The organism is Gymnodinialimonas ulvae (genome assembly GCF_037543845.1).
GTDB lineage: Bacteria > Pseudomonadota > Alphaproteobacteria > Rhodobacterales > Rhodobacteraceae > Gymnodinialimonas > Gymnodinialimonas ulvae.
On record NZ_JBBIFX010000001.1, the window covers coordinates 286,522 to 311,019 of the forward strand.

The 24,498-nt window shown below is 63.1% G+C and carries 27 protein-coding genes; 11 read left to right on the forward strand and 16 right to left on the reverse strand.

From position 1 onward, the window contains the following. Positions 1-10: 10 nt before the first annotated feature. From V8J83_RS01345 to V8J83_RS01355, 3 genes are all read right to left on the reverse strand, one after another. Positions 11-1,120 (reverse strand): FecR family protein, encoded by a 1,110-nt coding sequence (locus V8J83_RS01345; RefSeq protein WP_339982659.1) that lies wholly within the window; start codon positions 1,118-1,120, stop codon positions 11-13. Between the two features lie 2 nt (positions 1,121-1,122). Then, entirely contained in the window at positions 1,123-2,352 is a 1,230-nt protein-coding gene (locus V8J83_RS01350) for a tetratricopeptide repeat protein (RefSeq protein ID WP_339982661.1), read from the reverse strand. A gap of 203 nt (positions 2,353-2,555) precedes the next feature. Next, positions 2,556-3,374, reverse strand: coding sequence for a sulfotransferase family protein (locus V8J83_RS01355; RefSeq protein WP_339982662.1), 819 nt, complete (start codon positions 3,372-3,374; stop codon positions 2,556-2,558). Positions 3,375-3,513: 139 nt separating this feature from the next. Here V8J83_RS01355 and V8J83_RS01360 point away from each other — a divergent pair, with 139 nt between their 5' ends. From V8J83_RS01360 to V8J83_RS01375, 4 genes are all read left to right on the forward strand, one after another. Then, positions 3,514-5,091 carry a DUF5928 domain-containing protein gene (locus tag V8J83_RS01360; protein WP_339982664.1) on the forward strand — a complete coding sequence of 526 codons (1,578 nt, stop codon included), beginning with the start codon at positions 3,514-3,516 and terminating at the stop codon, positions 5,089-5,091. Between the two features lie 11 nt (positions 5,092-5,102). Continuing rightward, a complete protein-coding gene (locus V8J83_RS01365; protein WP_339982667.1) occupies positions 5,103-5,486 on the forward strand; it encodes a histidine triad nucleotide-binding protein in 384 nt (127 codons plus the stop codon). Positions 5,487-5,692: 206 nt separating this feature from the next. Then, positions 5,693-5,875: a zinc-finger domain-containing protein gene (locus V8J83_RS01370; RefSeq protein ID WP_339982669.1), complete on the forward strand. Its 183-nt coding sequence runs from the start codon at positions 5,693-5,695 to the stop codon at positions 5,873-5,875. Further along, positions 5,875-6,546: a DUF2459 domain-containing protein gene (locus V8J83_RS01375; RefSeq protein ID WP_339982670.1), complete on the forward strand. Its 672-nt coding sequence runs from the start codon at positions 5,875-5,877 to the stop codon at positions 6,544-6,546. The genes V8J83_RS01370 and V8J83_RS01375 overlap by 1 nt, the downstream gene beginning before the upstream one ends. Here V8J83_RS01375 and V8J83_RS01380 read toward each other — a convergent pair. Next, positions 6,539-6,994: a hypothetical protein gene (locus tag V8J83_RS01380; RefSeq protein ID WP_339982672.1), complete on the reverse strand. Its 456-nt coding sequence runs from the start codon at positions 6,992-6,994 to the stop codon at positions 6,539-6,541. The two genes, V8J83_RS01375 and V8J83_RS01380, sit on opposite strands and share 8 nt — an antisense overlap. A gap of 151 nt (positions 6,995-7,145) precedes the next feature. Here V8J83_RS01380 and polA point away from each other — a divergent pair, with 151 nt between their 5' ends. The 4 genes from polA (at position 7,146) to V8J83_RS01400 (ending at position 11,459) form a co-directional block, all read left to right on the forward strand. Next, positions 7,146-9,929, forward strand: coding sequence for a DNA polymerase I (gene polA / locus V8J83_RS01385; RefSeq protein WP_339982674.1), 2,784 nt, complete (start codon positions 7,146-7,148; stop codon positions 9,927-9,929). Continuing rightward, positions 9,929-10,441, forward strand: coding sequence for a DUF6985 domain-containing protein (locus V8J83_RS01390; RefSeq protein ID WP_339982676.1), 513 nt, complete (start codon positions 9,929-9,931; stop codon positions 10,439-10,441). The genes polA and V8J83_RS01390 overlap by 1 nt, the downstream gene beginning before the upstream one ends. Further along, entirely contained in the window at positions 10,434-10,811 is a 378-nt protein-coding gene (locus tag V8J83_RS01395) for an MmcQ/YjbR family DNA-binding protein (protein ID WP_339982678.1), read from the forward strand. The genes V8J83_RS01390 and V8J83_RS01395 overlap by 8 nt, the downstream gene beginning before the upstream one ends. Positions 10,812-10,877: 66 nt before the next feature. Further along, positions 10,878-11,459, forward strand: a complete 582-nt coding sequence (locus V8J83_RS01400; RefSeq protein WP_339982680.1) for a pseudouridine synthase — start codon at positions 10,878-10,880, stop codon at positions 11,457-11,459. 14 nt (positions 11,460-11,473) lie between these two features. On the opposite strand, the gene V8J83_RS01405 is transcribed toward V8J83_RS01400, so the two are convergent. The 11 genes from V8J83_RS01405 to V8J83_RS01455 form a co-directional block, all read right to left on the reverse strand. Next, the gene (locus tag V8J83_RS01405; RefSeq protein WP_339982682.1) at positions 11,474-11,758 is read right to left on the reverse strand and encodes a CBU_0592 family membrane protein; all 285 of its coding nucleotides are present in this window, start codon (positions 11,756-11,758) and stop codon (positions 11,474-11,476) included. Between the two features lie 198 nt (positions 11,759-11,956). Next, the gene (locus V8J83_RS01410; protein ID WP_339982684.1) at positions 11,957-13,267 is read right to left on the reverse strand and encodes a pyruvate dehydrogenase complex dihydrolipoamide acetyltransferase; all 1,311 of its coding nucleotides are present in this window, start codon (positions 13,265-13,267) and stop codon (positions 11,957-11,959) included. A 2-nt stretch (positions 13,268-13,269) separates the two neighbouring features. Then, positions 13,270-13,593, reverse strand: a complete 324-nt coding sequence (locus V8J83_RS01415) for a hypothetical protein (RefSeq protein ID WP_339982686.1) — start codon at positions 13,591-13,593, stop codon at positions 13,270-13,272. Next, a complete protein-coding gene (locus V8J83_RS01420; protein WP_339982688.1) occupies positions 13,593-14,975 on the reverse strand; it encodes a pyruvate dehydrogenase complex E1 component subunit beta in 1,383 nt (460 codons plus the stop codon). The genes V8J83_RS01415 and V8J83_RS01420 overlap by 1 nt, the downstream gene beginning before the upstream one ends. Beyond that, the gene (pdhA, locus tag V8J83_RS01425; protein WP_339982690.1) at positions 14,976-16,004 is read right to left on the reverse strand and encodes a pyruvate dehydrogenase (acetyl-transferring) E1 component subunit alpha; all 1,029 of its coding nucleotides are present in this window, start codon (positions 16,002-16,004) and stop codon (positions 14,976-14,978) included. A gap of 199 nt (positions 16,005-16,203) precedes the next feature. Further along, entirely contained in the window at positions 16,204-16,497 is a 294-nt protein-coding gene (locus tag V8J83_RS01430) for an FtsB family cell division protein (protein ID WP_339982691.1), read from the reverse strand. A 366-nt stretch (positions 16,498-16,863) separates the two neighbouring features. Next, positions 16,864-17,754, reverse strand: a complete 891-nt coding sequence (locus V8J83_RS01435) for a fructose bisphosphate aldolase (protein WP_339982693.1) — start codon at positions 17,752-17,754, stop codon at positions 16,864-16,866. Between the two features lie 142 nt (positions 17,755-17,896). Then, complete coding sequence (locus V8J83_RS01440; RefSeq protein WP_339982695.1) at positions 17,897-19,075, reverse strand: phosphoglycerate kinase; 1,179 nt, start codon at positions 19,073-19,075, stop codon at positions 17,897-17,899. Between the two features lie 206 nt (positions 19,076-19,281). After that, a complete protein-coding gene (gene gap, locus V8J83_RS01445) occupies positions 19,282-20,283 on the reverse strand; it encodes a type I glyceraldehyde-3-phosphate dehydrogenase (RefSeq protein WP_339982697.1) in 1,002 nt (333 codons plus the stop codon). Positions 20,284-20,443: 160 nt separating this feature from the next. Further along, entirely contained in the window at positions 20,444-20,587 is a 144-nt protein-coding gene (locus tag V8J83_RS01450; RefSeq protein WP_339982699.1) for a hypothetical protein, read from the reverse strand. Positions 20,588-20,626: 39 nt separating this feature from the next. Beyond that, a complete protein-coding gene (locus V8J83_RS01455; RefSeq protein ID WP_339982701.1) occupies positions 20,627-21,112 on the reverse strand; it encodes a cupin domain-containing protein in 486 nt (161 codons plus the stop codon). 187 nt (positions 21,113-21,299) lie between these two features. On the opposite strand from V8J83_RS01455, the gene V8J83_RS01460 reads away from it, so the two are divergent. From V8J83_RS01460 to V8J83_RS01470, 3 genes are all read left to right on the forward strand, one after another. Beyond that, positions 21,300-22,079, forward strand: coding sequence for a HalD/BesD family halogenase (locus V8J83_RS01460; protein WP_339982703.1), 780 nt, complete (start codon positions 21,300-21,302; stop codon positions 22,077-22,079). A gap of 79 nt (positions 22,080-22,158) precedes the next feature. Further along, positions 22,159-22,572, forward strand: a complete 414-nt coding sequence (locus tag V8J83_RS01465; RefSeq protein WP_339982705.1) for a DUF6841 family protein — start codon at positions 22,159-22,161, stop codon at positions 22,570-22,572. A gap of 124 nt (positions 22,573-22,696) precedes the next feature. Next, positions 22,697-23,107: a DUF6841 family protein gene (locus V8J83_RS01470; protein ID WP_339982707.1), complete on the forward strand. Its 411-nt coding sequence runs from the start codon at positions 22,697-22,699 to the stop codon at positions 23,105-23,107. A 5-nt stretch (positions 23,108-23,112) separates the two neighbouring features. Here the strand turns inward: V8J83_RS01470 and gap (V8J83_RS01475) are convergent, their stop codons facing one another. Beyond that, a complete protein-coding gene (gap, locus tag V8J83_RS01475) occupies positions 23,113-24,117 on the reverse strand; it encodes a type I glyceraldehyde-3-phosphate dehydrogenase (protein ID WP_339982709.1) in 1,005 nt (334 codons plus the stop codon). Positions 24,118-24,498 lie beyond the last annotated feature (381 nt).

Here is a 24,498-nt window from a genome sequence, read left to right on the forward strand (position 1 = left end):
CATATCATCCTCAGAAACACCCGGGCGCCGGGTCGAGCGAATTGCACACCAGCGTCGTTATGCTGCCGTCCGAGAAGGTCGTGGTGGTGGTCGTGATCGTGGCGCCCCCGGTCGAAATCGACGTAACGTCAACCGACGTAACGGTGATACCGCCGCCGCCGCCGCCACCCGTGCCGCCGCCACCTGTGCCGCCGCCGCCCGTGCCGCCGCCGCCCGTGCCGCCGCCGCCCGTACCGCCGCCGCCCGTACCGCCGCCGCCCGTGCCGCCGCCACCCGTGCCGCCGCCGCCCGTGCCGCCACCGCCCGTGCCGCCACCGGGCGCGGTGCTCGTGGTGCCGTCGCCGTTCGGGTCGCGTCCGGGCAGGAACTCAATCAAATCCTCGGCGGTGAAATCATCCTGGAAAATCTGCGGGTCGAATTCCTCGCCCGTGGTCGACACCGGGCCACGGTCCGACGGGTTGGGCGCGTTCACGCCCGATCCAAGCCCCGCGCCGCCGCCGCCGCCGCCGCCGGTGCGCGGGACGCCGTCGATCAATTGCAATGTCGCGGCCATGAAATTCGGCGCAACCCGGCCGAGATAGCCCTCCTCGGTCAGAACCCCGCCCCGCCGGCTGGTGCAGACCTGCCGCCCCGCCCGGTTGGTCAGGCACAGCCGCTCACCGGCCAGAAAGATCGCGATGGTCTGCCCGGCTTCGTGAATGATAAGCGCCGAGGATCCCCGGATGCCGATGGTCGCGGTCGGCGTGGCCACCGTGGCCTCCTGATCGCGGCTCAATGTGCCACCGATGAAGCGCAGCGCGCCTTCGGTCATCTGCAACCCGATCTGGCCGGTGCCGCCGGGGTTGAACACAAATTCATCGAGCACAATCGTCGTGTTCGGCGCCAGCGACAGCGTCGTCTGATCCACGAACATCAACTGCCCGCGCCCCGAGGCGGAGGACACGATCCGCTCGTCCTGCACCACGCCGCTGCCAAGCGCGAGCGCGCGGGTCGCACCGCCCGGCGGGGTGCCGCGCAAGGTCGGCTCCTGGCTGGCGACGGTGCCGATGTTCTGTGCGGCGGCGGGCAGGGCAATGGCCAGGCTTGCGGCGGCACATAAAAGCAGGGATTTCAACGCCATGATCAGAACTCCCATCCCAATTGGACCGACAGGATGCTTTCCTCGGTTTCGGTGGTCAGCCCGCCCGTGACGCTGTCTTGCATGACCTGTGCGACGGCGGTTTCCACATAGATATCCTCGAACACGAACGCGCGCAGATAGGCCCCGAACGAGGTCTCGTCGGTTTCCGTCAGGCTTCCGGCGATGTCGCGGTCGATCTGCTGCAATCCGGCCCATCCGCCCGCGACCCAACTGTTGGGCAGGCTGCTGAAGGCGGGGTTGAACGCATGCTCCGCGCTCAGGCGCAGGCCGGTTGTGTTGGTCGTCGCGGGGCTCGTGATGTCGACCTCGCGCTGCTCCTCCAGCCACGTTGTGACCCGGAACCGCGTATCGCGCGAGGGGCGGTAGGTCAGGCCAAGGGCGGCTTCATGGAATTCGAAATCCACGCCTGTCGTCTCGGTTGCCGAGGCCCGCCCGACATGCGCATCGGCATAGGCGGTGAAGCGTTCGTTGATCGGGTTCTGGTACGACGCGCCCAACGCCACGGAGGTGTAGCCGATGGACAGCGTCGGGTCGCGGTCAAGCCATTCGACCTGCAGATACGGCTGCACGCGGGGGCCATAGGCATCGCCCGAGATGCGCAGTTCCGGCCCGGTGCGCAGGCGCGCGCTCTGGCGTGCGTTGCGGCTGTTATCGTCGGGCTGGTAATTGGTGTAGGCAAACTCCGTGGCCCACATCGTGACATTCGCATCGCCCAGATCGAAGCGGAAGTTCACCGCCGCATTCAGCAGCGCGCCGGTCTCCTCGCTGTCGCGCGCATAGGCAAGGCCCGCCTGCACCCGACCGCCAAGCTCCGTCCCATCGTTGCGCGACGCGCTTTCCTGCTGGTAGCGGGTCACGCGCGCGATCTGCTGCGGGGTCAGCGCGCCCGAGGAGAGCGCCACCGACAGGTGATAATCGGCCACCTCGTAGGACCCGAGGGCGAAATACGCAATCGCCAGCTCGACCCGTGCCGCGGTGTTTTCCGGCTCAAGATCAACCAGCCGCTCCAGCGTCGCCGCCGCAGCCTCGAAATCGCGCAATTGCACCGATAGCTGCGCATAGCGCTGCATCAGCAGTCGGTTGGAGGGATCTGCCAGCATCTCCTGGAAGGCCGCATCGCGCTCGGCGGCGACGTCTCCGTCCTGAGCGGTCAGCGGCGTGGTCAGAAGGGCAAACGCGGCCACGGAGGCCAGGATAGGGGCGCGAAACATGACGACGGCCTCAAAATAAGAAAGTCTTACGAACGTATTAACGGTACGTGGCACACCGCTTTCGTTCAACAAACCTTGGCCGATAGGGTTAATGCGGTAATTTTATTGCGTCTTTGCGGCAACGGTCGCCATTGCGCGCTTGCGACACCTGTTCCGCCGTCAACCGTCGGGCGCGTCCGTTAATTGCCGCGCATTTACGCGCATCAATCGCCCAGTTTTGCGTGCACCTCATCGAGGTCGATCTCGCCGATGGGCATCTTGTTGGACGGGTCGGCAAAATCGTATTTGAACAGCTCAAAATCGCGTTTGTAGATTTCATAGACCAAGTGCATCGACAGATCATCGAAATAATCCTCCACCGGATGCGCGCGTTTTGGTCCGTGACCTTCGCTTTCATTGAAGCGCGGCACGTCATCCAGCGCGATTGGGTTGGCATTTTCTGTCGCATTCAGAACGTCTTGCATGCCGTTGTTAAAGTCTTCGGTCCAGAAAATCCGGTCATACCGCCCGCCGTTCACGATGAAGGTGGAGACATGGCCCGACATCGCCGACCAGTGAATGTCGGGGTCCATTGGGCGCCGCCAGCGGATCGTGTCGCGCGCAAACAGAAGAAACCGCCGGAAACTGGCGATCTGGTCGAACTCGGCCTTGCCGTCCTCGCCGCCAACCTCGATGCCGTATTTCTGCATCACCAGCGGCACAAGGTTCCCGCGATAGCGCCGCCCATTGCGTTGAATGCCGCAGATCTTATCGAAAAACGACGACAGGATCCGGGTGTACGGGTTGCGCACACAGGTAAACGCATAGCTTTTCTGCGCCGTCACATTGTCGGTGATCAACGGTTGGCTATCCTCGAACGCCCATTTGTGCATGCCGCCCTTGGCATCATGGATGTCGCCGTCGAAAAACGCACCGTTGTCGGTGTAATACATGATCTGCCCGATGGTCGAACAGGCGCATTTGGGCACCACGCGGTACACCATGCTTTCGCTTGTCGTCATCCAGGTGCCTGGGAACCCCATCTGCGCCCCACCTTCCGCCTGCCGGTCCGCTTAACCAGACCTTATCCATCTTAAATTACAAAGAATTGGTGTCGCATCAACGCACATAATTTATTAAAGATAGGATAATAAGCCTCAGAAAAGGGCAAATGTTTCGAGCATGGCAAAAATCGCCTTCATCCTTCTGTGCCACAAAGATCCGGCCAGCGTCATTCAGCAGGCGGAACGGCTGACGGCGACGGGCGACTATGTGTCGATCCATTTCGACGCGCGCGCCAAGGCGGCGGATTTCACGGCCATCACCGACGCGCTCAAGGACAACGCGGGCGTGACCTTCGCGACCCGGCGGATCAAATGCGGCTGGGGGCAATGGTCGCTGGTGCAGGCCACGATCCACGCGCTCGAAGCCGCCGTCGACGCCTTTCCCAAGGCCAGCCATTTTTACATGCTCTCGGGCGATTGCGCCTCGGTCAAATCGGCCGCCTATGCGCATCGCTTTCTGGATGCGCGCGACGTCGACTACGTCGAAAGCTTCGATTTCTTCAACTCCGACTGGATCAAGACCGGCTTCAAGGGCGAGCGGCTGATCTACCGGCATTTCTTCAACGAACGCGTTCACAAGCGGCTGTTCTACAACGCGTTCAAACTGCAGCGAAAACTGGGGATGGAGCGCAAGGTACCCGACGACATTCAGGTGATGATCGGCTCGCAATGGTGGTGCCTACGCCGCACGACGATCGAGGCGATCCTGGCGTTTTGCAAGGCGCGGCCCGACCTGATCCGCTTCTTCCGCACCACCTGGATCCCCGACGAGACCTTCTTTCAAACCCTGGTGCGCCATCTGGTGCCCACGCGCGAGATCGAAAGCCGCACGCTGACCTTCAAATTGTTCAGCGATTACGGCATGCCGGTGACCTTCTATAACGACCAATATGACCTGCTGATCAGTCAGGATTACCTGTTCGCCCGCAAGATCAGCTCGGAGGCGACCCAGCTCAAGAAACGCCTCGGCGCGTTGTGGAGCTCGGAGCGCAAGGATTTCGCCACTTCGCAGGAGGGTCCGAAGCTGCACGCCTTCCTGACCGGGCGGGGCCGCGTCGGCAAACGCTTCGGGACGCGCTTTTGGGAACGCGAAAGCACGCTTGGGTCGGACCGCGACCTCTATATGGTGGTGTGCAAGAAATGGCACGTTGCCAAGCGCTTGCTGAAGGCGTCGGCCGACAAGTTGGACGTGACGGGGATCGAATACCTCTTTGATGAGGCCGGCTGCCGGGTGCCGCATCTGGGCGGGATCGAACGCACGCTCGACAAGCGCAACCGGCACCGCCGCGCGCTGGTGCGGATGCTGTTCGATTATTACGGCACCGAACGGCTGATGATTTGCCTCGATCCGGCCAATCTCGACCTGATGCGTGATTTCATGTCGGACCGGGCGAATGCACGGATTCTGGAAGTGCAATGCACCTTCGACGACCAATATCTCGTGGGCCATGCGCACCGTGTGGGCCTCGCGACCCAGGATACACCCGGCGAGGTGATCGAACGGCTTCTGCCCACCCTGCGGCACGAATTCCTCGATGAGCAGGTCGCGATCCGCGAAGAGGAATTTAAGCAGCACTGGCGCCTGAAAGAGGGGCGCGGCGCGCAGGACAACGGCGCGGTGCTTGCGGAATTCTTCGGGATCGATCACGACACGGGGCGAGAGCTGGCCGAAACCCAGCATTTGTTTGCCGATTGAAGGGGGCGGATATGGCCTACGATTACGACGATCAGAACATTTTCGCCAAGATCCTGCGCGGCGAGATCCCGAACCAGACGGTGGAGGAAACCGCGCATACGCTGGCATTCAACGACATCTATCCGCAGGCGCCGGTGCATGTTCTGGTGATCCCGAAGGGCGCTTACGTGTGTTTCGATCACTTCGCGGCCGAAGCGAGCGACGCGGAGATTGCCGATTTCCACCGCGTGGCTGCCAAGATCTGCGCCGATCTGGGCGTGGCCCCCGACGGCGGCGGGGCCGGGTATCGCACGATCTCCAACGCAGGCGAGGATGCGGTGCAGGAGGTGCCGCATTATCACATGCACATTCTTGGCGGGCGTCCGCTTGGGCGGATGCTGCAAAAGGCGGACTGACCGCGCGGCCCTTTCGGAAATTGCGCACTTGCAGTGCAATCCTTTTGTATGAGGGGGCGCTGCCCCCTGCGCGCCCTTTCCTGTGGGAAAGGACGCTGGCCCCCGAGGTTTTTCGGGCAAGATGAAAGGGGCGCGGCATCGGGCCTCTTGCCCGGATATCGGGGAGGTGCGATAGAGCGGGCGGATTTGTTGCAAGGACGCGCCAAATGAGCATGCAGGCCCCCGAGACCGAAGTAGTGGACCAATGGCGTGTGGCCTGTGACGGGGGCGAGGGCGCGTTGGGGCATCCGCGCGTCTGGCTGTCGCTCAGCCGGGTGACCGGTGAGGTCGAATGCGGTTATTGCGACAAGAAATACATCCATCGGGATTTTGCCGAACCGGCAACGTGATGCGCCGCGTTTTGCGCTTAACGGGCCGCCTTGTTGGGGCGGCTCTTGGCGTTTTGGCGGCCTATCTGGTGGCGGCGGCCTTGGGCGGGCTGGTGCCGGGGCCGGTAGGAGAGATGCCGGAGGCGCCCGAAGAGGTTGAGATCGGCCTGTTGTTCGGACCGATCCATGTCGATTTCCTGCTGCCGGCCAGCGCCGAGACGCGCGCGGCCCTCGCGCCCGTGGCGGCGGCGGGTGTGCCGCTCGACGATCCCGGTGTGGCGCATCTCATCGTCGGCTGGGGCGCGCAGGATTTCTACACCACCGCAGGGACTTACGCCGATATCACGCTCTCCGCGGCGGCGCGCGCGGTCGCGGGCGACGCCTCGGTTCTGCGTGTCGATGTGCTGGGGCCGATTGCGCCCGGTGCGGCGTACCCAAGGCTCCGGCTCAGCGCCGTGCAATATCAGGCCCTGCTGGCCGAGATCGCCGCAACCATCGACGGCCCGCCACTGCCCGGGGTCGGCTTCACCGCAACCGATGGATTTGTCGTGGCGGCGGGCCGGTTCCACGTCTTTCGCACCTGCAACACCTGGGTCGGGCGCAGCCTGCGCGCCGCCGGTGTCGACATCGGCGCCTGGACGCCCACACCCTACAGCCTGCGCCTGTCGCTCTGGCGGGCCGGTCTTAGCTGAGCGGGACCTCCGTGATGCCGCATTTCAGGGTCACCTCTCCGGTCTCGCGCATCACGTAATCGGCGATGTTGTTGCCGCTCCACGCTTCGATCGGGCGCCCCGCGAGCGTCTCTCCGGTGCCGAGCGCCGTGCCGGTTTCCGGATCCTGGCTCCAATAGATGACCTGACCGCTTTGTCCGTCATCACATTCAAATCGAACAGTATTTTCTGCACTGTTCCATGTGCCGCCGCAATGCGCCCCGGTCGACAAGGTGCCCGAGAGCGTACCGCTGTCCCAGCCCGTCGCACCGCCCACAAACAACGTGTCGCCGCCGATGCAGGCAATCGCATGGGTGCACGAGGTCTGCTGCCCGGTATCCAGGATGCAGCTTTGGTCCAGCATCATCTGCGCCTGTGCGGGAAGCGCAAGAAGCGCACCAAACGCCGCCACATTGCAAAGCCGTTTCATTCGTAACCCTCCATCAAATGCTCCGCTCATCCCGAAAACCTGGGGCCGCGCAGCCTCCGTTCAACCGCACTCCGGGGCGATGTGTGAAAATCCGCCTCGCAGCCGCGCGCCCGGCGCGATAGAACACTTCCAAAGCAGAGAGGGCGCGCAAATGGCATTTGGAAAAGGGCATCATCTTCACCTCGTCGATGGCTCGGCGTTCATCTTCCGCGCCTACCATGCCCTGCCGCCGCTCACGCGCAAATCCGATGGCCTGCCGATTGGCGCGGTCAGTGGATTTTGCAACCTGTTGTGGAAGATGATCAACGACACCCGCGACGCGCCGACCCATGTCGCGGTGGTGTTCGACAAGGGCAGCCACACCTTCCGCAACGACCTCTACGATCAATACAAGGCCAACCGCGAGGCCATGCCCGAAGACCTGCGCCCGCAGATCCCGCTGACCCGCGATGCGACGCGCGCCTTCAACCTGGCCTGCATCGAGTTGGAGGGGTTCGAGGCCGACGACATCATCGCCACGCTCAGTCGGCAGGCGCGCGAGGCGGGGGGCCGGTGCACCATCATCTCGTCAGACAAGGATCTGATGCAACTTGTCGGCGGGGGGGTCGACATGCTCGACCCGATGAAGAACGTCGTCATCGACACTGAAGGAGTTGAGGCGAAGTTCGGCGTCGGTCCCGACCGCGTCGTCGATGTGCAGGCGCTGGCCGGTGACAGTGTCGACAACGTGCCCGGTGCGCCGGGGATTGGCATCAAGACCGCCGCCCTTCTTATAAATGAATACGGTGATCTCGACACGCTTCTCGCCCGTGCCGACGAGATCAAGCAGCCCAAACGCCGTCAGACCCTGATTGACCACGCCGATCAGATCCGCCTCTCGCGCCAACTCGTCCTGCTGGACGATCAGGTGACGCTGGACGAGACGCTCGATGAACTCGACGTGCGCGCACCCGAAGCCGATAAGCTTCTGGAATTCCTCGCGGATATGGAATTCCGCACGCTTACCAAACGGGTCGCGGATCACCTCGGTACAGAGGCCCCCACCATCGCCGAACCCGCGCCCGAGGCCGCCCCCGACGCCCCCGAAATGCCAGACCTCAAGGACGCGAAATACGACACGATCCGCGACCTCGCCACGCTGCAAAGCTGGGTCGATCATGCCGTTGCGCGCGGCGAGGTGGCCTTCGACACGGAAACCACGTCGCTCAATGAAATGGCCGCCGAATTGGTCGGCGTCTCGCTCTGTGTCGCGCCCGGTCACGCCTGCTACATCCCGCTGCAACATCGCGGCGGCGGCGATGATCTCTTCGCCGATACCTCCCTCGCGGACGGCCAGATCCCCCTCGACGACGCGCTCAAGGCCCTCAAACCGCTCCTCGAAAACCCAAGCGTCATCAAGATCGCCCAGAACGCGAAATACGACGTCAAAGTCCTCGCCCGCTACGGCATCGACGTGGCCCCCATCGACGACACGATGCTTCTCTCCTACGCCCTCCATGGCGGCCTGCATGGCCACGGGATGGATGCGCTCTCCGACCGCTACCTGGGCCATTCTCCCATTCCAATCAAGGAGTTGATCGGGTCTGGCAAATCCGCCATCACCTTCGATCAGGTCGATATCGACAAGGCCGCGCCCTATGCCGCCGAAGACGCCGACATCACGCTCCGCTTCCACAAACTCTTCAAACCACGCCTCCACCGCGAACATGTCACCCGCGTTTACGAGCGGCTTGAACGCCCCATGGTCCCGGTCCTCGCGCGCATGGAACGCTCTGGCATCAAGGTGGATCGCGACGTGCTTTCCCGTATGTCCAACGCCTTCGCCCAGAAGATGGCGGGGCTTGAGGCCGAGATCCACGAACTGGCCGGGGAAAGCTTCAACGTCGGCTCACCCGCGCAGCTTGGCGAAATCCTGTTCGACAAGATGGGCCTTGAGGGCGGCAAAAAGGGCAAGACCGGCAAATATTCCACTGGCGCAGATGTTCTAGAAGATCTTGCCACCGAACATGACCTCCCCGCCCGCGTCCTCGATTGGCGGCAGCTTTCGAAACTCAAATCCACCTACACCGACGCGCTGCAGGAACATATCAACCCCGACACGGGCCGCGTCCACACCTCCTATTCCATCGCGGGCGCCAATACGGGCCGTCTCGCCTCCACTGACCCGAACCTGCAGAACATTCCCGTCCGCACCGAGGAAGGCCGCCGCATCCGAGAAGCCTTCGTTGCCGAACCCGGCAAGGTATTGGTCTCGCTCGACTATTCCCAGATCGAGCTGCGTATCCTCGCCCATATCGCGGGCATCGACGCCCTCAAGGAAGCCTTCCGCGACGGTCAGGATATCCACGCCGCCACCGCCTCCGAGATGTTCAATGTTCCCCTGGAAGACATGACGCCCGACGTCCGCAGGCAGGCCAAAGCAATCAATTTCGGCGTCATTTACGGCATCTCCGGCTTCGGCCTTGCGCGCAACTTGCGCATTCCACGGGCCGAGGCGCAGGGCTTCATCGACCGCTACTTCGAGCGCTTCCCCGGTATCCGAATCTACATGGATGACACCAAGAAATTCGCCAAGGATCACCTCTACGTCGAAACGCTTTTCGGTCGTAAAATCCACACCCCCGAGATCAACGCCAAAGGCCCCGGTGCCGGTTTCGCCGGTCGCGCCGCGATCAACGCGCCCATTCAGGGGACGGCCGCCGACATCATCCGCCGCGCCATGATCCGCATGGACGCCGCCATCGCCGATCTGCCCGCCACGATGCTTTTGCAGGTCCACGACGAACTCATCTTCGAGGTCGACGAAGACGCCACGGACTGCCTCATCGACACCGCCCGCGACGTGATGCAGGGCGCCTGCGATCCGGCGATCAAACTCGACGTGCCCCTTGTGGTGGATGCGGGGCAGGGGGCGAACTGGGCCGAGGCGCATTGATGAATCTTCCAGATGTCGAGACTGATCACATCGCAATGTTCGACGGGGCCGAGATCAAACGCTGGCCCGATCCCGAGCCACTTCCGGCAACAGGTCAGGCGCTTCTGTCGCGTTTCCTTGTTCTCCCGCCCGAAACCCTCGCCCCCGTGGCGCGCCACGTCTACGCGTATTACCGCGACACGATGGAATTGCTTGATGGCGACGGATGGCCCGACCATCCCTTGCCGCAGATCGAAAAAGCTGAGGCCATTTGGCCCCATGTCACTCCGCTCGCGATCAGCCTCCAAGAGGGAAGCCACACCGACGAGGCCTGGTATGTCAGCGTCGAGGCGAATGTCCCATGGGAGGCGGAACACGGCCTGCAAATGGTCTGGCGCGACGGCACCGAAATCGTGAAGGTTGGTCGCGTTGATGGCCATGTCACAAATGCGGACGCTTATGATGACGACAATCTGGCAAACGTCGTCCACAAGGCAATGATCGAGAAATGGACAACGCTAAGGGATGTCTGACCCCATCGCCACCTGGCCCGACTTGCGTGCCTTCGCCCTGTCCCTCGACCTTCCACGCGTCGAAGACGCCGTCTCCTGGGGCAACCCCACCCTCAAAGCCCATGGCAAACTCTGGTGCTGGTGGTCCCCATACGTGGACGCCGCCATCTTCAAAGGCTCCATCGAGGAACGCGAGATGCTCCGCGCCGCCGACCCCGACACCTTCCTCCATCACGACCACTACGCCAAACACGGCCTGATCCTCGTCGCCGCTGGCCGCATCGACCGCGATTGGGCCGAGGCACGGCTTCGGCGCACTTGGCGGGAAGCCGCGCCGCCGCGTTGGCTGGAGAAATTCGACGCCGGAAAGGCCCCCGATGCGTCCAGTTGAACGCATCGCGAAAGCGCCGGAAAACCGCGCTCACGTCAACGAAGGTTCCGGAAAGGACGCGTTCAGATGCGCGCAAACCCCTTCGCCGGAACGTATTTCGGGGGCTCCATGCTGATCGCTTTCAACAAGCCGATGAACGTGCTTTCGCAATTCACCTCCGAAGGCGGCTGGCCCGCGCTTGACGGCTTCAATCTGCCCAAGGGCGTCTATGCGGCGGGCCGTCTCGACCGCGACTCGGAAGGCCTGCTTCTGCTCACGGATGATGGCCGTTTGCAGGCCCGCATCTCATCGCCCAAGTTCAAGAAACCCAAAGTATACTACGCGTTGGTCGAAGGCGTGCCCGATGATGACATGTTGAAAAAATTGGAAAATGGCGTTCGGTTGAAAGACGGTCAAACCGCCCCCTGCAAAGCCGAAAACGTGCCAACGCCGGACTGGCTCTGGCCGCGCGAGCCGCCCGTGCGCATCCGCAAATCCATCACCGACACCTGGGTGAAACTGACCCTGTCGGAGGGCAAGAACCGCCAGGTCCGCCGCATGTGCGCCGCCGTGGGCTTCCCGGTGATCCGACTTGTCCGCCACTCCATCGGCCCCCATGACCTGACCGATCTGGCCCCCGGTCAATGGTGCGAAGTGACGGGTATCTAATGAATTTTTTGCGCTCAAGCCGCCTGCGTCAGGCGTTGACGGCGCATCACGATCCCGCCCGCCGACATCAGGATGTAGAACCCCTGGATCAGCGCCGCGGGCAGGTTGAAATCCGCCCAGAGCGAGATCATCACACACGTTGCCGCCACCAGAACCAGACCAAAATACAACGGCCGCGAACTGTCCAGTTTGCCAACGGATAAACAAAAGAAACCAGTGACATAGAGGAAAAATCCGATCAACCCGATCGCTCGGCAGACGGTCAGAAAATCAATCTCGGAAAAATAATAATGGTGCATAAGAGGCCCCGACCCAACGAAAGAATGCCATGCCCGAATGTGGCATGAATGTGGCGCGCGGGTCAGGTACGGGAAACCCGCCACCGCAGATGCAGCATGCCCCAAGGGAAGGGCGCCACCGTTGCCGGGGCGCCCTATCTTCCATTGGTCCGAAATACCTCGGGGAGCGCGAGGGGCTGGCCCCTCGCATGGCGCGCCTCACGCGAGCATAACCATCGGATTTTCAAGGTTGTCCTTGATCGCGGCCAGAAGCTCCGCCCCCAACGCGCCGTCGATGACGCGGTGATCGACCGACAAGGTGGTCGACATGACCGTTGCCACGGTCAATTCGCCATCCGCACCCACAACCGGCTTTTTCACACCGGCCCCGACCGCAAGGATGGCCCCGTGCGGCGGGTTGATGACGGCGTCGAAGTTCTCGATCCCCATCATCCCGAGGTTCGAGATCGCAAACGACCCGCCGACATATTCATGGGGTGCCAGCTTGCCATCGCGTGCGCGCGACGCGAGGTCCTTCATCTCCGCCGAGAGGGCCGAAAGGCTCTTGGTGTCGCTGTCCTGCAGAACCGGCGTGAACAATCCGCCATCGACGGCCACGGCCACCGCAACATCCGACGGCGTGAGCTTGATCATCCGGTCGCCCGCCCAAACGGCATTGGCATCGGGCACCTGTTGCAGGGCCAGCGCGCAGGCCTTGATCACGAAGTCATTCACGCTGAGCTTCACGCCCCGTGGCTCGAGCTGTTTGTTGAGCTGCGACCGGAATTTCAACAACGCATCCAGATGGATATCCCGGCGCAGGTAGAAATGCGGGATCGTCTGTTTTGCCTCGGTCAGGCGCGCGGCCACGGTCCGGCGCATCCCGTTCAACTTGACCTCTTCGAACGCGCGGCCCTCGTACATCTTGAGGACCTGTTCGGCGCTCGGCCCGGTCGGCATCGCACCGCTTACGGGGGCTGCGGCTTTCGGCGCGGCCTCGGCGGAAGGTGCCGCGGCGGGCTTTGCGCTGACCCCTTCGACATCCGCCTTCACGATGCGGCCATGTGGGCCCGAGCCTTTGATCTGGCTCAGGTCGAGGCCCTTGTCCTTGGCGATCCGTCGCGCCAGTGGAGAGGCGAAAATGCGTGTCCCATCCGCCGTGGCCGGAGCCGCGGGGGCGGGCGACGGGGCAGGGGCGCTTGCATTGGCGGCAGGTGCCGCGGCTTCAGCCGGTGCCGCCTCAGCCGTGGGGGCCGCCGCCGGTTCGGGCGCTGCCGAGAAATCCTCGCCCTCTTCCCCGATCAGCGCGATGGCCGTGTTGACCTTCACCCCTTCGGTGCCCTCGGCCACCAGGATCTTGCCGATGACGCCTTCGTCGACGGCCTCGAATTCCATCGTCGCCTTGTCGGTCTCGATCTCGGCCAAAAGGTCGCCGGAGCTCACGGTGTCGCCTTCTTTCACCAGCCATTTGGCCAGCGTGCCCTCTTCCATCGTGGGGGAGAGGGCGGGCATGAGGATTTCAGTGGGCATGACTACAGTTTTTCCTCTTCTTTAAGCCGTTCGTGAAGCGCCAGCATTTTTTGCTGCGCGACCTCGCTCAAGGTTTCCCCCAATTCGGCAAATTCTGATGAATGGGCGTAGCCCAAGAACCAGCCTTGTTCTTCGCATATTTGGTTAATTCGGTTGTTCAAACATACTTGGTCGATACCGACGAATTGCTCTCGATCACGGTCTTCGGGATCGAGCATGGCGCAAAAAATTACGACACGTTCAAACCAAAAGCTTTTGCCGTTGTAGTATGTCGCCCACCAATCCCCTCCCGGGACTGCGGCTTTGTAGTTCGTCGGGGTTTCCATCACCGGTAGGTCACCTGTTTGACGGCCCCGATCACCTCATCGGTGGTGATCAGCGCGTGGCGTTCCAGGTTGGCCGCATAGGGCATGGGCACGTCCTTGCCGGTGCAATTGATCACCGGCGCGTCGAGGTAATCGAACGCGTTCTGCATCAGGTACGCCGACAGGTGGTTGCCGATCGAGCAGACCGGGAAACCTTCTTCCACGGTCACGCAGCGGTTGGTCTTCATGACCGAGGCCAGCAGCGTGTCGTAATCAAGCGGACGCAGCGTGCGCAGGTCGATCACCTCGGCCGAAATCCCATCCTCGGCCAGCTTGTCAGCCGCCTCCAACGCGTAGGTCATGCCGATCCCGAAGGACACCAGCGTCACATCCGTGCCCTCGCGCCAGATCTTCGCCTTGCCGAACGGCACGGTGAAATCGTCCAGATCCGGCACCTCGAACGAGCGCCCGTAGAGGATCTCGTTTTCCAGGAAGATCACCGGGTTGGGGTCCCGGATCGCGGTCTTCAGCAGACCTTTCGCATCCGAGGCCGCATAGGGAATCACCACCTTCAGGCCGGGGATCTGGCTGTACCAGGCTGCGTAATCCTGAGAATGCTGCGCACCCACACGCGCCGCCGCCCCATTGGGGCCACGGAACACCATCGGCGCCCCCATCTGACCGCCCGACATATACAGCGTCTTGGCCGCCGAATTGATAATATGGTCAATGGCTTGCATGGCAAAGTTGAACGTCATGAATTCGACAATCGGCTTCAGGCCCCCGAACGCGGCCCCGACCCCGATCCCGGCAAATCCATGCTCGGTGATCGGCGTGTCGATCACGCGCCGCGCACCGAATTCATCAAGCAGTCCCTGGGTCACCTTGTAGGCGCCCTGATACTCGGCCACTTCCTCGCCCATGACGAAGACACCCTCGTCAGAGCGCATTTCCTCGGCCATCGCATCGCGCAGCGCCTCGCGCACGGTCTGGGTCTTCATCGCCGTGCCCTCGGGGTAATCGGGGCTCTGGTCCGGGGTCGGTGCCGCCGGGGCCGATGGCGTCGCGGCGGTGGCTGGGGCCGGATCGGCCTTCCCTTCGGAGGTCTCAAGCGCCGCCGGGGCAGGGGCGCTTTGCGCGCTGGCCGCGGACATGTCTTCGCCCTCTTCGCCGATCACGGCGATGGGGGTGTTCACCTTCACGCCTTCGGTGCCTTCCGCAACCAGGATCTTGCCGATCACGCCTTCATCGACGGCCTCGAATTCCATCGTGGCCTTGTCGGTCTCGATCTCGGCCAGGATGTCACCGGACGCGACCGTATCGCCTTCCTTGACCAGCCATTTCGACAGCGTGCCTTCTTCCATGGTGGGCGACAGGGCGGGCATCAGAATTTCAGTTGCCATTTACACAGCCTCCCCTTGCGGAAGTTCGTCGGCATAGATGTCGGTCCAAAGCTCCTCAAGCGCGGGCTCGGGGCTTTCCTTGGCGAACTCGGCGCTTGCGTTGACGATCTCCTTGATCTCCTTGTCGATCGCCTTGAGGTCGTCCTCCGACGCATGCCCGCCGGTCAGCAACATCTGCCGCACGTTCTCGATCGCGTCGCGCTTTTCGCGCATCTCCTGCACCTCTTCGCGGGTGCGGTACTTGGCGGGGTCCGACATCGAATGCCCGCGATAGCGATAGGTCTTGATCTCAAGAATATACGGGCCTTCGCCCGCCCGGCAGACCGCCACGGCCTTCTCTCCTGCGGCCTTCACGGCCAGCACGTCCATCCCGTCGACCTCTTCGCCCTTGATCCCGTAGGCCGCGCCGCGTTCCCAATAGGATGGCGAATGGGTCGAGCGCTGTGTCGAGGTGCCCATGGCGTATTGGTTGTTTTCAATGACAAAAATGCACGGCAGGTTCCACAACTCGGCCATGTTATAGGCCTCGTAGACCTGGCCCTGGTTGGCCGCGCCATCGCCGAAATAGGTAAAGGTCACGCGATCATTGCCGAGGTATTTGTCGGCAAAGGCAAGGCCCGCGCCAATCGGCACCTGGGCCGCGACGATGCCATGGCCGCCGTAGAAATGCTTCTCTTTCGAGAACATGTGCATCGAGCCGCCCTTGCCCTTCGAATAGCCGCCCTCGCGACCGGTCAACTCGGCCATCACGCCCTTGGGATCCATCCCGCAGGCCAGCATATGGCCGTGGTCGCGATACGATGTGATGCGCTTGTCGCCCTCTTCCGCAGCGGCCTCAAGGCCCACAACAACGGCTTCCTGCCCGATATAGAGGTGGCAGAACCCCCCGATCAGGCCCATGCCGTAAAGCTGTCCGGCCTTCTCCTCGAAGCGGCGGATCAGCAGCATTTCACGGTAATATTTCTTCAACTCGTCGGCTGAAACATTCGGCTTGGCTTTTGCCTTCGCCGTGGCTTTGCGTGCGGCCATTCTGCGCCTCTCCTCCCCCGAAACGGGAATAGTTTAACGTTGAACCATCTCCTAGCAGCATTGCAGCGCAGAGTCTTCCCGTCAACCTGACGCAGGGGAACAGACCCGCTATGCAGCGCGGGAAACGCTCCGGGCCGGGGATGAAATGGGGTGGATCACCGCGTGGCGTGCCGCAAGAGGGCCGCGAGGCTGCGCAAAATCACGGCAGGATCAACTCATCAGGCCGCGCGTATCCCAGCACATCGCGCACGCGCTCGTCGAGCAGATCCAGATCAAGGTACTCGTCCGACAGGCGCAACGTCAGGATTTCCATCCGATCCACCTGGCGCTCCAGCCGCGCCAGCTCGATCTCCAGCCGATCGCGCTCGGCCTCCACCTGAATGCGCTGAAACAGGCCGTTGTTGCCCTGCACCGCGGTGAAGGTGAAATAGATGCCGACAAGGAAAAGCGCGCCCGGCACAAGGGCCCGGCTCAGCGATAGGGTTCGCAACATGGTTCTGCCTCATTGGACCCGGCGTCGGGCCTCGCGTGTCGGCCTCTGACGGGCCTGTTTCAGACAGATTCGCATATTCCGACGCGCTTGGGAATCCCCCGCGTCACATGCCCCCATTCCCGGCCCTGCCAACCCGCGCCCGGCCCCTGCTTCCTTGTTTCAAAAATACTCCGGGGGAGGCGCCGAAGGCGCCGGGGGCAGGGCCCCCCAAACAAAGAATAACGGCAGCGCCCCGCAAACAAAGAACAATGGACAACGCCCTCAAGCCCCCTCAAACATCCCACACACCCAAAGCCCAAAAGCAGAAGGCCCCGGCGCATCGCCGGGACCCCAAGTCTGTGCATCCTCAACGCCCGAGGGCGCGGCTCAGGTCACAGAGGCTTTGTAAATATCGTCGATGGTCCGGCCGATCGCGCTGTTGAACGCGGCGTCATCCTGCTCGGCGCTCAACCCCTCGGTTAGGGCGCGGCTGAAGCTGGCGATGACGCCATGGTTCTGCGCCAATCGCCCGTTGGCCTCGTCGCGCGAATAGCCGCCCGACAGCGCGACCACCCGCATCACGCGCGGATGCGCCACCAGCGGCGCGTAATGGCCCGGCGTTTCCGGCAGCGTCAGCTTCAGCATGATCTGGCGGTCGCCCGGCACCTTGTCCAACTCGGCAAGGATCGCATCCAGCAGCATCTTTTCTGCCTCGGCCTTGTCCGGCGCGGTGATCGAGATTTCGGGCTCGATAATCGGCACCATGCCGTGGCTCAGAACCTGCGCGCCGACTTCGAATTGTTGCGCTGCATTGGCCGCAATGCCCTTGGCATCGGCTTCGGCAATGACGGAGCGCGCCTTGGTGCCGAAAATCCCCTTCTCCGAGGCGCGTTTCAGGGTCGCGTCCAGCTCCGGCATCGGTTTGAGCATCTGCACGCCATCGCCCGCCGCCTCCAGCCCCTTGTCGATCTTGAGGAACGGCACGACCTGCCGCTCGCCCCACAAGAACTCCGCCGAAGGCCGGCCCGCGATGTCGCGGTCCATGGTCTTCTCGAACAGGATCGCACCGATCACCTTGTTGCCGGTGAAATCCGGCGCGCAGGCGATCCGCGAGCGCATCTGGTGGATCAGGTCGAACATCTCGTCGTCCGAGCCATAGGCATCTTCCGCCACGCCGTAGAGCTTCAGGGCCTTCGGCGTGGAGCCGCCGGATTGGTCCAGCGCGGCGATGAAGCCCGCGCCCTGTTGCATCTGTCGTATTTGCTCTGCCGTCGCCATGGCCGGTCTCCATCCGTTAGGTTTGGGTGTTCGTGTAGGCCGTGGTGCCGTGTCCAGCAATCAGGGTAGCGCTACCAGATGCGGCCCCGTGCCGGAAACACTCTGTCTTGGCAGGCTTCGAGCCTGCAATTGGAGTGACGTCCTAGCCTTCGCCCATCAATGCCGCGACGCCGGGCAGGGTCTTGCCCTCCATCCATTCCAGAAACGCGCCGCCCGCGGTCGAGATATAGGTGAAATCGCCCGCCACCCCGGCATGATTGAGCGCCGCGACCGTATCGCCGCCGCCCGCCACCGAGATCAACGCGCCCGCCTGCGTGGCCTCTGCCGCCGCCCGCGCCGCCGCAACCGTGGCCGCGTCGAACGGTGCGATCTCGAAGGCGCCCAACGGTCCGTTCCACACCAGCGTCTTCACCCGCCCCAGCGTCTGCACGATATGGGCCACGCTTTCGGGCCCGGCATCGAGGATCATCGCATCGGCAGGCACGTTTTCGGTGGCGACCACCTCCGACGCCGCCCCCGCCTTGAACTCCCGGGCGATCACCACGTCGCGGGGCAACAGGATCTCGCAGCCCTGCGCGGCGGCCTTCGCGGCAATCTCGCGCGCCGTCTCCGCCAGGTCATGCTCACAAAGCGATTTGCCCACATCCACGCCCTGCGCGGCAAGAAACGTGTTGGCCATGCCGCCGCCGATCACCAGCACATCGACCTTGTCCACAAGGTTGCGCAAAAGGTCGAGCTTGGTCGACACCTTCGCGCCCCCGACCAGCGCCATCACGGGCCGCTCCGGTTGCCCGAGGGCCTTTTCCAACGCGCCCAATTCCTCGGCCATCAACCGGCCCGCGCAACTGGGCAGCAACTTCGCCACACCTTCGGTCGAGGCATGCGCGCGGTGCGCGGCGGAAAAAGCGTCGTTGCAATAGATGTCGCCAAGCGAGGCCAGGAAGGCCGCCATCTTCGGATCATTGCCCTCTTCCATCGCGGAAAACCGAGTGTTCTCGATCAGGACCGGGCCGGTCGCCGCATCAAGTGCCGCACGGTCCGGGCGCTCGATGAAGGTCACGCTCTGCCCAAGGGCCGCCTCCAACGCGGGCAGGGTGATCCGCAGGCTCATCTCGGGCACAACCTGCCCCTTGGGCCGCCCGAAATGGGCCAGCATCACCGGCGTTCCATCGGCCGCCAGAATATCCCGGATCGTCGGCGCGATGCGTTCGATACGTGTCGCGTCGGTCACCTTGCCGTCTTCCACGGGCACGTTGATATCAACGCGGGTCAGGACGATCTTGCCCGCAAGGTCCATGTCGTCGAGGGTCTTCCAGCTCATTTCGGGGGCTCCAATGTGAATTGCTGACGTGGTGCCACAGGCGATCCGCCCGCCAAAAGAGTTTTATGCCTCCGGCGGAGGTTTTTCTGGCAAGATGAAAGGACCGCCGTCCCGCTATGGGATGTGCCGCGCGCATAAGGGGCGTGCCGTGGGCGTGCCGTGGGCGGGCGCGATTTCGATCAAATGCGCCGCGCCATCCGTTCTGCTCAGATCAGCTTGCCCATCGCCACCGCCGTGTCCGACATCCGGTTGGAGAAGCCCCATTCGTTGTCATACCAGCTCAGGATGCGCACCATAGTGCCGTCCAGCACCTTGGTCTGGTCGAGGTGGAAGATCGACGAATGCGGATCGTGATTGAAATCCGTGCTGACGAGCGGCTCATCCGTGTAGCCAAGGATGCCTTTCAGCGGGCCATCGGCAGCGGCGATTATCGCGGCGTTGATCTCCTCCATCGAGGTGGCGCGCGTGGCCTCGAACGTCAGGTCCACAACCGACACGTTCGGCGTCGGCACGCGGATCGCTACGCCGTCAAGCTTGCCGTTCAACTCCGGCAGCACCAGGCCCACGGCCTTGGCCGCGCCCGTCGAGGTCGGGATCATGCTCATCGCGGCGGCGCGCGCGCGGTAGAGGTCCTTGTGCATCGTATCCAGCGTCGGCTGGTCGCCGGTGTAGCTGTGGATCGTCGTCATGAAGCCCTTGGTGATACCGACCGCGTCGTTGAGCACCTTCGCCACGGGCGACAGGCAATTCGTCGTGCACGATGCGTTCGAGACCACGATATCGTCCGCGGTCAGCGCGTTGTCGTTGACCCCGAAGACGATGGTCTTGTCCGCGTCCTTGCCGGGCGCCGAGATCAGGACCCGGCTCGATCCGTTTTCCAGATGCGCCTGACAGGCCTCTTTCGAGGTGAAGATGCCGGTGCATTCCAGAACGATATCGACATGGGCCCATGGCAGGTCGGCGGGGTTGCGGATCGCGGTCACCTCGATCGGGCCGCGGCCCACGTCGATCGTGGTCTCGGTCGTCGTGACCGTCGCGGGGAAGCGGCCATGCACGCTGTCATAGCGCAGCAGGTGCGCGTTGGTTTCCACCGGGCCCAGGTCGTTGATCGCGACCACTTCGATATCCGTGCGACCGGATTCGATGATCGCGCGCAGAACGTTGCGCCCGATCCGGCCAAATCCGTTGATGGCAACTTTGACGGCCATGTGTGAGCCTCCTGACGTCCAATGGCAGCGCGGGCGTGCGAGGGTCGCGGGAATGCCTGCGCATGTGTTAGCGTTAACATGTGCTGCATAGCCTGTGGATGTGGCGTTGGAAAGGGTGCAATCGTTGCGTGTTTCGCCACCGGGGGGCGGTGCGAGCGCCTTATCGCCAGAACGCCATCCAGCGCAGGACGGCCAGAAACTTCTGCGCCAGGAACATCGAATTGGACCAGTCGAACAGGACGGCGTCTACTGCCGCGCAGCCGGCCAGCACAATCACGATCCATATGGCAAGCGTATTTGTCATCGGCGCGGACCCTGCCATGGGTCGCGGGCGGGCGGAAGGCTATTTCTTCGCGCCAAACACCGGATGGCTGATCGCGTCGTGATCGACCAGCGCGTATTCAAGGCCCTTGTTGCGGAATATGCGCTTCTTTTGCCGCGCATAATCGGCGACGTCGTGATCCAGCCGCTGCCCCATCACGAGGATGCGCAGGGTCCGGGTGCCGGTGTTGGTGATCGTGTGGCCCAGACCGCCCGCGCGGTAGCCGATGAAATCGCCCGGACCGATGGCATGTGCGGCCTCGCCGATCATGGCGGTGCCGGTGCCCGACAGGATGAAGACCGCTTCATCTTCGTGGTAATGGACGTGGTATTCGGTGGTCTCATCGCCCGGCGCGACCTCGATCAGGTGGATGCCAAGCCCGCTCAGCCCGGTCGCATCGCCCAATGATTTGTTGATGCGTTTGGCGTTGGGGTTGCGGAAATGGACCTTGGCCAGCCCCTCCATCGCGGCAATCTCGCTGGCCGTGATCAGGTAGGTGTCGGACATCGTGCAGCCTCCTTGCGCCTGTTGTATCGCGGTGCAGGATGGCCGGGGCGGGCGTATTGGTAAAGATGGCCTTTGGGGCTGCGGGGCGGCGGTGCGGACGGGCCCGAAATCCGGCTTCCCTTTTTGCGCCGTGCTTGGCAAGGTCCGCCGTGCGCAAAGGGGCCGGACTTGGCCGGAAGGGATAAAGATGCAGTTGAACCAGATCGTTGACATGTCCCGTTACCCGTTGGGCACGCCCGCCTTCGATGCGGCCTGTGCCGAGACGCTTGACCACGACGGCGTATTGGTGCTGCCGGGATTCCTTCGGGCCGACGCGCTGGACGCGATCCAGGCCGAGGCGCGGGCAGGGGAGGCGCAGGCCTATTTCTGCGCGCAGTCGCATTCCGTCTATCTCACACCGCCCGACGATGCCCGGCCCGCAGACCATGCCGCCAACCGGCAGGTGACCTCGTCGAAAGGCTGCATTTGCGATGATGCCGTGGCCGCGACGTCACCGTTGCGCAGTCTTTACGACGCGCCGGAGTTTCGGGCCTTCGTGATGACGGCCACCGGCGAGGACGCGTTGCACCCCTATGCCGATCCTTTGTCGTCGATCAACATCCACTACGCCCGCACCGGGCAGGAGCTTGGCTGGCATTTCGACAATTCCTCCTTCGCGATCACGCTTCTGATCCAGAAACCCGACGACGGGGGGCGGTTCGAATACATCCGCGACCTGCGCGACGCCGATGCCGGTGAGATGAACTACGCCGCCGTCGCGGCCCTTCTCGACGGCAAGACCACGCCCGACGTTCTTGCGATGGACCCCGGCGCGCTGGTCCTGTTTCGGGGGCGCAATTCCATCCACCGCGTCAGCCCGACCGAGGGCGCGACCACGCGGATGCTCGCCGTTCTGGCCTATAATTCCGAACCGGGTATCGCGCTTTCGGAAAGGGCGCGGATGACCTTCTATGGGCGGTTGTCCTAAGCCGCGCGGCGACACAACGTTGACCGGTATTCCAGTTTCATGACATTATCCGGTTAACACCACCAACATGGGTTTTCCCGTGACTCTCGAAGAATTTTTCCGCGAAAATGCGCGGCTCTACTCCGTTGGGGACGTGGCCGCCTCTGCGCGCGATGTGCAAATTCCGCTGACCGCGCGGATCGGGCCCTCGACCTTCGCGGCGGCGGCGATGGATGACGTCGTGGCCGCGCTGAGCATCTACCGCGCCAACTTGCAGGTCGAAAGCTACGTGCGCACCGAGATCGTCGAATTCCACGCCACCGACCCGGTAGACGGCATCGCCCATGCCTTTGTGCGGTATCGCAATGTGAACGACGCCGGCGCCGAGATCGACAGTTTCGACGCCTCGTTCCAATGCCGCGCGCGCGACGACGGCGGCTGGATCATCTGTTCTGCGGAGAGCCTTCCGGCCGGTCAATACGACCGTTTCTTGCGCGGTATCCCACTGGCCTGAGCTGGGGCGCGCGCGTCCGAAAACATGATTTAACGATGCCCTTCCCTGTCGTATCTCGCGCCAAGCACTATATGCCGTCTGTCAAATCATTCCAAAATTTCCATCAAGTCATTCCGAGACTACCATGAATGTGCACGATTTCCTGAAGGCCAAGGCGCAGTTCTTCACTGCGGGCGACATGGCCAAATGCGCGGCCATGTTCGAGCTTCCGGCCACGATCAAGATGGGCGAGCGGGCGCTGCATGCGCCTGATGCCGCGGCGATCCAGACGGCGTTCGAGACCTATCGCGCCAATATGCTGATCGAGAGTTACGCCCTGACCGAGGCCGAGGTGCTGTTTGTGTCGGAGCCCGCCAACGGCTGCGTGAATGCCATCGTCACCTGGCGCAACACATCCAGCCTCGGCGCGCTGATCTCCGAGATGGAGGCGAATTACATCCTGCGCGACGACCCGGCATCGGGATGGCGGATCGTGCGTGTCGAGTACCTCGACGCCGGCACAGCCCGCCTGATGCAGGGGGTCGCCCTGACGTAACGCCGTCAGTGCAGCAACCGACCCATCGCGCCTGCCACATCTGCCATGCGCACCGAGAAGCCCCATTCGTTGTCGTACCACGCCAGCACCCGCACCGAGCGCCCGCCGACCACCTTGGTCTGATCCGGGGCGAAGATGCTGGAATGCGGGGTGTGGTTGAAATCAATCGACACTTTCGGCTCGGGATCATAGCTCAGCACCGCGCCCATGTGACCCGCCGCGGCCTCGGCCACCGCTTCGTTGACATCGGCCACGGTCACGTCGCGCGCGGCCTCGAACGTCAGATCCACGGCCGACACATTCGGCGTCGGCACCCGAAGTGCGGTGCCGTCCAACCGGCCTTCCATCTCGGGCAGAACCTGGCTCAACGCCTTGGCCGCACCGGTCGAGGTCGGGATCATCGCCATCGCGGCGGCGCGGGCCCGGTACAAATCCTTGTGGCGACGGTCCAGCGTCGGTTGATCGCCGGTGTAGGAATGGATCGTCGTCATGATCCCGCGCTCGATCCCGATGGCCTCGTTGAGCACTTTCACAAGCGGTGCCAGACAATTCGTCGTGCACGACCCATTCGATATCATCCGATCCTCGGCCCGCAGGTCGCGGTGGTTCACGCCGTAAACGATCGTCCGGTCGACATTGGTTGCGGGCGCCGAGATCAGCACCTTCTTCGCGCCGCGCTCCAGATGCACGGCACTTTTCAGGCCGTCGTTGAACTTGCCGGTGCACTCAAGGACCACATCGCAGCCCTCCCAATCCAGCTCTTCGGGCTCATAGGTCGAAAACACCTTCATCGGCCCACGGCCAAGGTCCATCGTGTCGCCCTCGACCCGAACCTCGCCGGGGAAGCGGCCATGCACGCTGTCGTAGCGCAGCAGATGCGCGTTGGTCTCGATCGGCCCGGTGGCGTTGATCTTCACGACCTGCACATCGTTGCGCGCGCTTTCCGCGATATGGGCGAGCGTTGCGCGGCCGATGCGGCCAAACCCGTTGATGCCGAGTGTGATGGTCATGTGATGGCCTCCTGATGCGTTCTCCCTTGGATAGGAGCAGACACCGAGTCGTTAAAGAAAAAAACGGTGGTTTTTCGGTGTGTTAGCGTAAACGGTTGCGCAAACATTGGGTGGGAGCGCTAACAGAACGCGACAGTCGCCGCCGCGCGCGCCCATTGTTCAGCGCCCCACGCCGGTCATCGCGATCCGCGGCTATCCGCGGCTGACCGCGCGCGCAGATCGCACGAACCGGCTGGGAACCTTCCCGCGCCCGGGCCGTTGTTTCCGGGGTGGTGGCCATGGTCACCGACCCGCCCCTTGCCACCCGGCACCCAGTTTTCCCCGTGGTTTTCCCCGTGGAGGCGTGCGGAAAGGCCGGTGACGCCCCGCCCGAGACGGTAT